The organism is Mycobacterium europaeum, assembly GCF_034555895.2.
In the GTDB taxonomy this organism is placed as follows: Bacteria; Actinomycetota; Actinomycetes; order Mycobacteriales; family Mycobacteriaceae; genus Mycobacterium; species Mycobacterium europaeum.
The window spans coordinates 3,461,126-3,473,005 of sequence record NZ_CP157315.1 but is presented as its reverse complement, the minus strand read 5'-3'; the positions used below and the strand labels follow the sequence as shown (position 1 = coordinate 3,473,005).

General features: G+C 69.7%; 13 protein-coding genes. 12 read left to right on the top strand and 1 reads right to left on the bottom strand.

The window, feature by feature from the left end; all coding sequences use genetic code 11:
• Positions 1-178 precede the first annotated feature (178 nt).
• From U8D42_RS15790 to U8D42_RS15735, 12 genes are all read left to right on the top strand, one after another.
• On the top strand, positions 179-1,156 hold the full coding sequence (locus U8D42_RS15790) for an Acg family FMN-binding oxidoreductase (protein ID WP_322859726.1): 978 nt from the start codon (positions 179-181) through the stop codon (positions 1,154-1,156).
• Positions 1,157-1,202: 46 nt separating this feature from the next.
• The gene (locus U8D42_RS15785; protein ID WP_322859727.1) at positions 1,203-1,472 is read left to right on the top strand and encodes a DUF1918 domain-containing protein; all 270 of its coding nucleotides are present in this window, start codon (positions 1,203-1,205) and stop codon (positions 1,470-1,472) included.
• A 9-nt stretch (positions 1,473-1,481) separates the two neighbouring features.
• Complete coding sequence (locus U8D42_RS15780; RefSeq protein ID WP_322859728.1) at positions 1,482-1,721, top strand: hypothetical protein; 240 nt, start codon at positions 1,482-1,484, stop codon at positions 1,719-1,721.
• A 77-nt stretch (positions 1,722-1,798) separates the two neighbouring features.
• Positions 1,799-3,859 carry an erythromycin esterase family protein gene (locus U8D42_RS15775; protein WP_322860148.1) on the top strand — a complete coding sequence of 687 codons (2,061 nt, stop codon included), beginning with the start codon at positions 1,799-1,801 and terminating at the stop codon, positions 3,857-3,859.
• Positions 3,860-3,874: 15 nt separating this feature from the next.
• Positions 3,875-4,879 carry a 1-phosphofructokinase family hexose kinase gene (locus U8D42_RS15770; protein ID WP_322859729.1) on the top strand — a complete coding sequence of 335 codons (1,005 nt, stop codon included), beginning with the start codon at positions 3,875-3,877 and terminating at the stop codon, positions 4,877-4,879.
• 70 nt (positions 4,880-4,949) lie between these two features.
• A complete protein-coding gene (locus tag U8D42_RS15765; RefSeq protein ID WP_322859730.1) occupies positions 4,950-5,720 on the top strand; it encodes a universal stress protein in 771 nt (256 codons plus the stop codon).
• Positions 5,721-5,727: 7 nt separating this feature from the next.
• A complete protein-coding gene (locus U8D42_RS15760; protein ID WP_322859731.1) occupies positions 5,728-6,552 on the top strand; it encodes a universal stress protein in 825 nt (274 codons plus the stop codon).
• A 58-nt stretch (positions 6,553-6,610) separates the two neighbouring features.
• On the top strand, positions 6,611-7,279 hold the full coding sequence (gene dosR, locus U8D42_RS15755) for a hypoxia response regulator transcription factor DosR/DevR (protein WP_322859732.1): 669 nt from the start codon (positions 6,611-6,613) through the stop codon (positions 7,277-7,279).
• A gap of 179 nt (positions 7,280-7,458) precedes the next feature.
• Positions 7,459-9,105, top strand: coding sequence for a GAF domain-containing sensor histidine kinase (locus tag U8D42_RS15750; protein WP_322860149.1), 1,647 nt, complete (start codon positions 7,459-7,461; stop codon positions 9,103-9,105).
• Between the two features lie 88 nt (positions 9,106-9,193).
• Positions 9,194-9,730 (top strand): GNAT family N-acetyltransferase, encoded by a 537-nt coding sequence (locus U8D42_RS15745; RefSeq protein ID WP_322859733.1) that lies wholly within the window; start codon positions 9,194-9,196, stop codon positions 9,728-9,730.
• A gap of 11 nt (positions 9,731-9,741) precedes the next feature.
• Positions 9,742-10,620 (top strand): universal stress protein, encoded by an 879-nt coding sequence (locus U8D42_RS15740; RefSeq protein ID WP_322859734.1) that lies wholly within the window; start codon positions 9,742-9,744, stop codon positions 10,618-10,620.
• Positions 10,621-10,654: 34 nt separating this feature from the next.
• Complete coding sequence (locus tag U8D42_RS15735; RefSeq protein ID WP_322859735.1) at positions 10,655-11,023, top strand: STAS/SEC14 domain-containing protein; 369 nt, start codon at positions 10,655-10,657, stop codon at positions 11,021-11,023.
• Positions 11,024-11,032: 9 nt separating this feature from the next.
• Here U8D42_RS15735 and U8D42_RS15730 read toward each other — a convergent pair whose 3' ends face one another.
• Complete coding sequence (locus U8D42_RS15730; protein WP_322859736.1) at positions 11,033-11,848, bottom strand: universal stress protein; 816 nt, start codon at positions 11,846-11,848, stop codon at positions 11,033-11,035.
• Positions 11,849-11,880: the final 32 nt, after the last annotated feature.

Sequence of the window (11,880 nt, the reverse complement as noted above, 5' to 3'; positions counted from 1 at the left end):
GTTAGGTGGTCGACTTCATCGTTTGCCGCGCCGCGAGCCCGCAATAGAGACCAAGGTCATCAGTGGCCATCAGCCGCACCGGGCCGCGGGCCCAATGACGCGCCCCTGGGGACCAAGGACCCTGGCGCGTGCTGCCCGCATGCCAGAGGGTCCAAGGAGAGACAGGAGGCGACGAGCAATGACCCCAACGATGGTCGACACCAAAGTGCTCACCAGGGCGGTGGAGCTGGCGTGCCGGGCACCCTCGCTGCACAACAGCCAGCCGTGGCGATGGATTGCCGGCGGCCCGACCGTCGACCTCTTCGCCGACCCGCACCGCATGGTGCCCTCGGCCGACAGCTCGGGCCGCGAGTCGATCATCAGCTGCGGCGCGGTGCTCGACCACTTCCGGGTGGCGATGGCCGCCGAGGGGTGGGACACCATGGTCGACGAGTTTCCCAATCCCAACAACCTCGACCACCTGGCGTCGATCGACTTCGTCTCCGCCGAGTACGTCGCCGTCGCCCGGCGGGACCGCGCGGCGGCGATCGTGCGTCGCAGGACCGACCGCCGCCCGTTCGGCGCCCCGAAGGGCTGGGCGTCCTTCGAGCCGGTGCTGCGCAGCGCCTTCGATCCCGGCCTGGCCCGCCTCGACGTGTTGGCCGACGACGCGCGGCCGCGGCTGGTGGAGGCCGCCCGCCTCAACGAGGCGTTGCGCCGCTACGACGACGTGTATCAGCACGAATTACGTTGGTGGACGGCGCCGGGCAGGCACGACGACGGCATACCCGAAGCGCTGGTGAACCAGCAGCGCGGCGTCGACGTGAATCGCCGGTTTCCCGTCGACGAGCACCTCCGGGCAAGCTCCTCGGGTCCCCAGGATCAGGCCAAGGTCCTCGTCCTGTCCACACCCGGGGAGGCCCGCGCCGACGCGTTGCGGTGCGGGCAGGCGCTGTCGGCGATCCTGCTGGAGTGCACCATGGCCGGGTTCGCGACCTGCACCGTGACGCACGTGACGGAGCTGCGGCCCAGCCGCGCCATGATCTCCCAGCTGATACCCGACGCCGAAGCGGTACCGCAGGTGCTGATCCGGGTCGGCACCGCACTGCCGGGCCGGGGCGCTCCCGAACCGACACCGCGGCGCCGGATACACGATGTCCTGGAGCTGCGTCAATAACGAGTCCGGTTGCACCCCAATTTGTTCCGAAGGGAGACGACGACAAATGCACGCCGACACGGGGGACTGGCTCATCATCAAGAGCGGCACGATCGGCCGCCCGGATCTGCGGGGACTGATCACCTCGGTGGGCGCGCCGAACGGCGAACCGCCCTACCGGGTCCGGTGGATGGCCACCGGGGAGGAAGCGACCGTGTTCCCCGGCCCCGACGCGATAGTCGTCACGGCCGCCGAGCAGAAGGCCGCCGACGAGCGGGCGCTGTCGCGGATCACCGCCGTCCAGGCCGCCATCAGGAACCGGGCCCGGGGCGGATAGGAAGCTCAAATGTCCTTCGCCACAGACGGATGCCCGTCGTTGACCGATTCCGCCGTCGACGAGCTCGCGTACGAGTTCCTGCACTCGCCCTATGCCGGCGACACCTATGTCGACTGGCGCCTGGACCAGCGTCTGGACGGCTTTCTCCGGCACCGCGGATTGGTCCGTCTGGTGGAAGACGGCGACGCGTACGGGCTCATCCTCAACCGCGTCATGGCCTATATCGGCGAGCTGCGTCGACGACGCTGAGCCGACGAACGACCCGCAAGCCCGGGACTTCGGTCCCTACCGCCGATTACGCGGGTGCTGGTCGGATGGACTGGTCAATGGTCGAGAAGAGGTGTGTGATGACCCGAGCAGCTGATGCCACCCGGCGCTCGCCGCGGCGTGTGTTCCGCGACCGCGCCGAAGCCGGCCGGGTGCTGGCGAACCTTCTCGGCGCCTACCGCGATCGGCCCGGCGTGATCGTGCTGGGGCTGGCGCGGGGCGGCATACCCGTCGCCTGGGAGGTGGCGGCGGCGCTGCATGCGCCGCTGGACGCCTTCATCGTGCGCAAGCTCGGCGCTCCCGGCCACGAGGAGTTCGCCGTGGGCGCACTGGCGAGCGGGGGCCGCGTCGTGGTCAACGACGACGTCGTGCGGGGCTTGCGCATCACCCCGCAGGAATTGCGCGCCGTCGCCGAACGCGAAGGCCGGGAACTGATCCGGCGCGAGGCCGCGTATCGCGACGGCCGTCCGCCCGTGGATGTCGCCGGCAAGACGGTCATCCTCGTCGACGACGGCTTGGCCACCGGCGCGAGCATGTCCGCGGCCGTGCAGGCGCTGCGCGAAGCCGAGCCCGCGCACATCGTCGTCGCCGTGCCGGCGGCGCCGGAGTCGACGTGCCGGGAATTCGCCGGGCTGGTCGACGACGTCGTCTGCGCGAGCATGCCCACCCCGTTCCTCGCCGTGGGGGAGTCGTTCTGGGATTTCCGCCAGGTCAGCGACGACGAGGTGCGTCGGCTGCTCGCCACCCCGACCGTCGGGGTCTCGGCGCCCGCCGCGGCGCGCACGCCCGCCGAACTGATCGGCCGGGCGGCCGTCGACGCGCCCGCGGGCGTCCCGCCCCGCGAGACGCTCGAGGAGCTGATCGGTGATGCGCGCATCGTGCTGATCGGCGAAAGTTCGCACGGCACACACGAGTTCTATGAGGCCCGCGCCCAGATCACGAAGTGGCTGATCGAGGAGAAGGGGTTCTGTGCCGTCGCGGCGGAGGCCGACTGGCCCGACGCGTATCGGGTGAATCGCTACGTCCGCGGCATCGGCGACGACACCAGCGCGGACGGGGCGCTGAGCGGATTCGAGCGGTTTCCCGCCTGGATGTGGCGCAACACCGTCGTCCGTGACTTCGTCGAGTGGTTGCGCACCCGAAACCGGTTGCACGAGAACAACGGTCAGCGCCAGGCCGGCTTCTACGGCCTGGATCTCTACAGCCTGCACCGGTCGATGCACGAAGTGATCGGCTACCTGGACAAGATCGACCCTCGGGCGGCGGCGCGGGCGCGGGAGCGCTACGCGTGCTTCGACCACACGTCGGCGGACGACGGCCAGGCGTACGGGTTCTCGGCGGCGTTCGGCGCCGGACCGTCGTGCGAGAAGGAAGCGATCGATCAGCTGGTCGACATGCAGCGCAACGCGTTGGCCTACGCGCGCCGCGACGGGCTGCTCGCCGAGGACGAACTGTTCTACGCCCACCAGAACGCCCAGACGGTGCACAACGCGGAGGTGTACTACCGGGCGATGTTCAGCGGGCGGGTCACCTCGTGGAACCTGCGGGACAAGCACATGGCGCAGACGCTCGAGGCGCTGCTCAAGCACCTGGACCGCCACCGGGATGTCCCGTCGGCGCGCATTGTCGTGTGGGCACACAATTCCCACGTCGGCGACGCGCGCGCCACCGAGGTGTGGTCGGACGGTCAACTCACCCTGGGGCAGTTGGTCCGGCAGCGGCACGGCGACGACTCGCGCCTGATCGGCTTCAGCACGTACTCGGGCACGGTCACCGCCGCCAGCGACTGGGGTGGCATCGCCGAACGAAAGGTCGTCCGTCCGGCGCTCAACGGCAGCATCGAAGAACTCCTGCACGAGACGGGCCGCGGCGAGTTCCTGGTGTCGCCGCACATCGGCTCGGGGGCCGCCGAGCCGCTCAGTGCGGTCCGGTTGGGGCGGGCCATCGGCGTGATCTACCGGCCCGAGACCGAGCGGCAGAGTCACTACTTCCACGTCCGGCCGGCCGACCAGTTCGACGCGATGATCCACATCGACAGGACCCGGGCGCTGGAACCGCTGGAGGTCACCAGCGTGTGGGTCGCCGGTGAAACGCCGGAAACGTACCCGAGCGGTCTCTAGGGGGCGCCGACAGCAATGGAGATGCCAGCCGAGGGGGACACGCGCCGCACGCAGATCGTGACGCTGACCATGAATCCGGCGCTCGACATCACGACCAGCGTCGGCGTCGTGCGGCCGACCGACAAATTGCGCTGTTCGGCGACGCGCTACGACCCGGGCGGCGGCGGCATCAACGTCGCGCGGGTCGCGCGGGTCCTGGGCGCCTCGGTGCTGGCGCTGTTTCCCGCGGGCGGCTCGCACGGTGGTCTCCTGACGACCCTGCTCGGCGACGCGGGGGTGCCGTTCCGGCGGATTCCGATCGACGCGCAGACGCGGGAGAGCTTCACCGTCAACGAGACCAGCACCGGCCAGCAATACCGGTTCGTCCTGCCGGGCCCGCAGTTGACCGGTGCGGAACAGGAGCGCTGCCTCGACCTGCTGCGGATCGCGGCCGAATCGGCCGGATTCGTCGTCGCAAGCGGCAGCCTGCCGCCGGGTGTGCCGGCCGACTTCTACCAGGGCGTCGCCGATATCTGCCGCCAGCTGGGCGTGCCGCTGATCTTGGACACCTCCGGCGGGGGACTGCAGCACATCTCGTCGGGGGTGTACCTCCTCAAGGCGAGCGTGCGGGAACTGAGGGAATGCGTCGGGCGCCGGCTCGCCACCGAGCCCGAGCAGTTCGCCGCCGCCCATGAGCTGATCGACCGCGGCGTGGCGCAGGTGGTGGTGGTCTCCCTGGGTTCGTACGGTGCGCTACTGGCCACAGGCCATACCAGCCAGCGGTTTTCGGCCATACCCATGCCGAGCGGGAGCGGCGTCGGTGCGGGCGACGCGATGGTCGCCGCAATCACGGTGGCGCTCAGCCGCGGATGGCCGCTGGCGAAGTCCGTGCGGTTCGGCATCGCCGCGGGCACGGCGATGCTGATGACGCCCGGGACGGCGGTCTGCGAACGCGCGGACGTGGAGCGGCTTTTCGACCTCGTCGGAGAAGGCTACGACGTCAGTGACGTTGGGACGAACGGCATCCGGGCTGAGGCCTAACGGCCCCTCCGCAACGGCGACGGGCGCAATATCCTGGCGGGCAGCGATGGAAATCCTCTCAGGAGCCGACATGACGGAGCTGGACGCCAAGTCAGTGGTCGTGGGCATCAACGGCTCGCAAGCCGCGGTGAACGCCGCCCGGTGGGCGGTCGACGAGGCGGTGAGTCGGCAGCTGCCCTTGCGCCTTGTTTATGTCATCGCCGGCCGGGAGGCGACGGGCGTGGTGGTGCCCGTCTCCGAGTGGGAGCTCGAGCGAGCGGAAACGGCTCTGTCCCAGGCGGAGTGGGCCCTGCAGCGGGCGTCGAGGCCGGTCGAGGTGGAGACGGCGATCCTCTCGGGAGACCCGGCGCAGGTGCTGGCGGACCAGTCGCAGGACGCGGCGCTGGTTTGCGTCGGCACCGCCAGGCGGGGTTGGGCCTCCGACGGGCTGCTGGGCCCCACCGCGGCCGGCCTGGTGGCACACGCGCACTGCCCGGTGGCCGTCATCCGCACCAATCCCGACGGATCGCCGACGGAGCTCGGTGTGATCGCCGTGGTGCTCAATGATGACCCCGACAACGACGAGGTCGTGCACCAGGCCATGGAGGAAGGGCGGCGCAGGCACGCCACTGTGCGCCAGATCGACCGCCGCCTGAACAGCTGGGTCCGCCGTTACCCCGATGTCCACGTCCAGACCGTCGCCGCCGGAACCGGCACCAAGCACGGCGAAAAGCCCGGTGGTGCCATCGAATTGGCGGTGGTGGGCAGCGTCGATGCCGACGAGATCGTGGGGCTGGCGACCCCGAACTGCCATCCGATCGTCGGCTACCCCGACTGCTCGGTGCTCGTGGTCCGCCACTAGAAGACCGATGACCGAGTCAGCCAGGACCCAGTCGATCGTCGCCGGTATCGATGGCTCCAAGGCGGCGGTCCGTGCGGCCCTGTGGGGGGTTGACGAGGCAATCAGCCGTGGCGTTCCGCTGCGCCTCCTGCACGCGACCGAGCCCGAAGGCGGCCCCGAACACGCGGAACTGGCGGTTCGGCAGGCGGTGACGGCGATCCGGGCGACGGGCAAGCCGGTGCAGATCGAGACGGAAGTCGTCGCCGGACCCGCGGTCGGGTCGCTGATTCGCGCGTCGGCGTCGGCGGCCATGGTGTGCGTGGGAGCCGTGGGACTGCGCCACTTCCAACCGGGCCGGGCCGGCTCGACCGCCGCGGCCCTGGCCATATCGTCGCGCTGCCCGGTGGGGATCGTCCGCGGCCGGGACGGTCACCGCCCGCAACCCGGGGACAAGGCCGTCGTCGAGATCGACGCGTCCGTGGACCCGCACCTGCTCGATGCCGCCATCGACGAGGCCCTGCTGCGTGGCGCCACCCTCGAGGCGCTCATCTCGCGACGGATCGGCCCGGCGGAGCGCGGTGTGGGGGCCGGCGAGGCCGATCGCCGGGCGCTCGCGGACCTGGATCGCCGGCTGGCCCGGTGGAAGCGGCGCCATCCGCAGCTGCGCGTCGAGTCGGTCGCCGTGCACGTCGGCCTGCTGGAATACCTGGCCGGCCCCCGCGGGCCGGTCGGCTTGGTGATCGTCGGCGCCCACAATCGTGCGCATGTGGCCGAGCTCGTCGGACCGGTCGGCAGCTCGGTGATGCAGGACGCCAACTGTTCGCTGTTGGTGGTAAATCGGCAACACTTGTGAGCCTGGACGATGATGGAGATGTGATATCCACGTCGTATGACCGGCGAAAGGGCTCGTAATGGTTAAGGTTTTCCTGGTCGATGACCATGAAGTCGTCCGGCGCGGCCTCGCCGACCTACTGGCCTCGGACCCTGAGTTGGAAATCGTCGGCGAGGCGGGCTCCGTCTCGGAAGCCAAGGCGCGGATACCGGCGCTGCAACCCGACGTCGCCGTGCTCGACGTGCGGCTTCCGGACGGCAACGGCATCGAGCTGTGCCGTGACCTGGTGTCTGATCATCCCGACCTGCGCTGCCTGATGCTGACGTCGTTCACCTCCGACGAGGCGATGCTCGAGGCCATCCTGGCCGGGGCCAGCGGCTACGTCGTCAAGGACATCAAGGGGATGGAGCTGGCCCACGCCATCAAGGAGGTCGGCGCCGGAAAATCCCTGCTGGACAACCGGGCGGCGGCGGCGCTGATGGCGAAGCTCCGCGGCGCGGCCGAACGCGAAGATCCGCTGTCGGGGCTCACCGAACAGGAGCGAACGCTGCTGGGGCTGCTCAGCGAGGGGCTGACCAACAGGCAGATCGCGGCCCGGATGTTCCTCGCCGAGAAGACGGTGAAGAACTACGTGTCGCGGCTGCTGGCCAAGCTGGGTATGGAGCGTCGTACCCAGGCGGCGGTATTCGCGTCCAAGCTGGACCAACAGTCCGGCCAGTCTCAGCCGCCGGCGGCGCCGCCCGAGTGACGATCGGCCGCAAACGCCCCGCCGACAACTGTTCGCTTGGGTACTTGACAGGTAGCGATTAGGCTGTTCTATGCCATCTGTCAACGTCGGGTCAGAAGTATCGGGAGGTTTGTCGGGTGACGACCCACGATAGCGGCTCGGCGTTCGCCGGACTGGGCCAGCGGGGGCTGGTGAGCAGGATGCACGAGCAACTCGACGAGTTGCTGGCGGCCCGCGATCAAATGGAGCAGCTGCTGCGGGTCATTGTCGAGATCGGCGCGGGACTCGACCTCGACGCCACCCTGCACCGGATCATCTCGGCGGCCAGAACGCTGACGTCCGCCCCCTACGGCGCCCTGGCCGTCCGTGACCCCGAGGGCAACCTGCTCTCCTTCGTCCACGAGGGCATCGACGCCGACACGGCGTCCCGCATCGGGCACCTGCCGGTGGGCAAGGGCCTGCTGAGCCTGTCGCTGCTGGACACGCCGGCATTGCGGATGGACGACCTGACCACCCACCCGGCCGCCGTCGGCTTCCCCGAACACCACCCCCCGATGCGCGCCTTCCTCGCGGTGCCGATCACCATCCGCGACAACGTGTTCGGCAACCTCTATCTCACCCACGTCGAACCCGGCCGGGTGTTCTCCGACTCCGACGAGGTGGCCGGCCGGGCCCTGGCGTTCGCCGCCGCGATCGCGATCGACAACGCGCAGGTGTTCGAACGGGAGCGCACGACCGCCAAGTGGATGGAGGCCAGCCGCGAAATCACCACCGCGCTGCTGTCGAACGCCGAGCCGCACCGCCGCCCCCTGCAGTTGATCGCCGAACGCGCCCGGGCCCTGACCGATGCCGAACAGGCGATCGTCCTGGTGCCCGCCGATCCCGACTTGCCCGAGGACGAGGTCGACACGCTGGTGGTTTCGGCGGGGGTGGGGCTGCACGCCGCCGAGGTGGTCGGCCAGCGGGTCCCGGTGGACGGTTCCACCAGCGGCGCCGTCTTCCGTTCCGGTGAACCGCTGATCACCGAGAGCTTGCGGTACCCGATTCAGGCCTTCACCGACGTCGGGCAGCGCCCGGCGATCCTCATGCCGCTGCGCGCCCACGACGAGGTCGTCGGCGTGATCGCCATCGCCCGCGGCAGCCACGAGCCACCCTTCGACGAGAGCTACCTGGACCTGGTCAGCGATTTCGCCACCCACGCCGCGATTGCCCTGGTGCTCGCATCGGCTCGTGACGACGCGCGCCAGGTGACTATCCTGGCCGAGCGCGAACGCATCGCGCACGACCTGCATGACCACGTGATCCAGCGGCTTTTCGCCGCCGGCATGGATTTGCAGGGAACGCTGGCCCGGGCGCGCAACCCGGAGGTGTCCGACCGGCTCAACCGCACGCTCGACGACCTCCAAACCATCATCGAGGAGATCCGCACGACGATCTTCCAGCTGAAATCCCCGCCGGGGAAGAACGACTTCCGGCACCGCATCCAGCAGGTGGTCGCCGACCTGACCGAGAACCGCGACATCGTGACCACCCTGCGCATGCACGGACCGATGACCGCCGTCGGCGGCGAGCTGGCCGACCACGCCGAGGCGGTGACCACGGAGGCCGTCAGCAACGCCCTGCGCCACTCCGGTGCGTCGCGGCTGACCGTCGAGATCAGCGTCGCCGACATGTTCGTCCTCGACATCATCGACAACGGCTCCGGCATACCCGCCGGCAACACGCGCCACAGCGGTCTGGCCAACATGAAGCGCCGCGCCGAACAACTGGGCGGTGCGTGCGAGATCACCCAGCCGCCGGAGGGCGGTACCCGGGTCCACTGGGTGGCGCCCATCATCGACCGGTAGCGATCGTTTCGCGCCGGGACCAATGGGAGGGGCCGGGGGGTCTAACGACCCTGCCCAACCGCGTCGCCTGACGATTAACCTCGGGCGGGTGACTGATCGGCCGGTGGTGGACGTCGCGGTTACGGCCCGGCTGCTCGACGGGCGGCTGGTGACGTTGCGGCCCCTCGCGGCCACCGACGCCGACGCCGTCCTGGCGCTGCACGAACACCTCTCCGACCACGACCGCTACTTCCGCTTCTTCACGCTGCAGCTGTCGCCGCTGCACGACCTGGTCGCCATGCTCACCGAGCCCGCGGACGGGTTGTACGCCCTGGGGGCCTTCGACGCCGGGCGGCTGATCGGCGTGGCCCACTGCGTCGTCCTCGAGGACCCGAAGGTCGCCGAGGTCGCGATCGTGGTGGCGCACGAGGACCATTCGATGGGCGTGGGCACCGCCCTGCTCAAGCATCTGGCTCCCATCGCCCGAGCTCACGGGATCGCGCGGTTCGTCGCGGACGTCCTCGGCGAGAATCACCTCATGCTCACGGTTTTCTTCGATCTCGGCTGGCCCTGCCGGCCGATTGATTACGGATCGATTCGTCACCTCGAGATCGAGCTACCGGAATTCGACGAGGCGCCGGCATAAAGGAGCAGAAGATGGCGGAAAGCGGGAAGAAGCACGGGGTGCTGGTGTGTGTCGACGGGTCGGCGGCGTCCGACGCCGCCGTCGCCTGGGGGACCCGCGAGGCGGTCATGCGTGGCATGCCCATCACGCTGATGCACGCCGTCCCGCCGGTCGTGGTCGGGTGGCCGGTGGGCCAACTGTACGCGGACATGCCCGAGTGGCAGCAGGACAGCGCCCAGCACGTCATCGACCAGGCCCGCGCGGCGCTCGCCGCCAGCCTGGGGGGCGCCGAACCGCCCGAGATACGCACCCGGACCGTGTATTCGGCGATCGTCCCGGCACTGATCGAGGCCTCCGGGGACGCCTGGATGCTCGTCGCCGGAAGCCAGGGGCTCGGTGCCCTCGGGCGCCTGCTGCTCGGCTCGGTGACGACGGGGCTCGTCCACTACGCGCACTGTCCGGTGGCGGTCATCCACTCCGGCGAGGGCGGGGAACCCGACTCCGGCGCGCCCGTGCTGCTGGGCGTCGACGGATCACCGGCCTCGGAAGCCGCGACCGCGATCGCCTTCGACGAAGCGTCGCACCGGAAAGTGGGGCTGGTGGCGCTGCACGTGTGGAGCGATGTGGGGGTGTTTCCCATCCTGGGAATGGACTGGCATGACCGCGAGAAGGAGGGGCAGGAGATCCTCGCCGAGCGCCTGGCCGGTTGGCAGGAACGCTATCCCGACGTGCATGTCGAGCGGAAATTGTTCTGCGACAAGCCGTCCGAGTGGCTGCTGAAGGAATCCGAACACGCTCAACTGGTGGTGGTCGGCAGCCGCGGCCGGGGCGGATTCCCCGGGATGTTGCTCGGCTCGGTGAGTTCCGCGGTGGCGCAGTCGGCCCGCGTCCCCGTGCTGGTCGTCCGTTGACGAAGAGAATCGCTGGAGTTGCAGGAGGCTGGTCATGATCGAACTGCTCGAAGGCATGCCGGAGAAGGTGATCGGCATTCGCGTGTCGGGCCGGCTGCGCGGTGACGAGCTGCGCGGCGTCAAGCCCGAAATCGACCGGGTGCTACAGGCCGGCGAGGTGAGGATCGTCGAGGTGATCGAATCCGATTACGAGGGATTCGGGCCCGGTGGATTCCTCGAGGATCTCAAGCTCGGCTTCGGCACCGTCCTGCCGCACCATTCGGCGTTCAAGCGGATCGCGGTGGTCTCCGACAAGGAGTGGGTCGCGCCCGTCCTGCACGCTCTGGCGTGGATGGTGCCGGGCGAGATCGCCGTCTTCGGGCTCGGTGAGCTCGACCGCGCCAAGGCCTGGGCGGCCGGATAGCCCACCCGCTCACTCGCGTACGACGAGCACCGAACACCCGGGGTGGCCGTTCGGGTGCGTGGTGATCGGGCCGACCATGCGGGCGACCTTGTCGGCGTCCTCGCTGCCCACCACCGCCAGCTGGACGGGTTCGGAGGTGTGCGTGAGGAATTCGGCGGCCCCGCGCCGCGCCGCGGCGGGTTGGACGTGTACCTCGGGGTGTTGCGACACCCAGGGGCGGAGCCGGTGGTCGAGCTGGTGGTAGGGGATCTCGCCCAGGCCCCAGCGCCAGACTCCCATCGCCAGGATGGGGGCTTCCCGTAGGCGCGCCTCGCGGAAGCCGTGCTCGAGCACCGCGTCGTTGGCGGCCGACTCCTCGACGGCCACGGCGACATACCCGCCGTCCGGCAGGGTGACGTCGGGGCTGCTGCGAATGACGGCCACCGGGCAGAGCGCCTTCTGCGCCACCGTGGCCGCGGTCGAGCCGAGGACCTTGCGGGCCACCCAGCCGGTCCCCACCGATCCCACGCAAACCATTGCGGCGCAGCGGGATTCGTCGATCAAAGCACTTTCCGAGGAGCCCCGCACGACGTCGCACTCGATCTTGACCGGCTGACCCATGGCCTGAAGCGCCGCGTCGGCGGCGCGCAACGACGTCTGGGCGTACTGGAGGTCCAGGCTGTCGTCGCCGGCCGCGCCCGCGCGACGCTCGGGGATGGCGTGGATCAGCCGCAGTGGGATGTTGCGGCTGACGGCCTCGGCGACGGCCCATCTGGCCGCGTTGATCGCGGCGTCCGAGCCGTCGATACCCACCACGATCCGCTGCAACGACTGCGGATTGCTCATCGAGTCCTCCTGTGTGACTGGCTGCCGGGGCG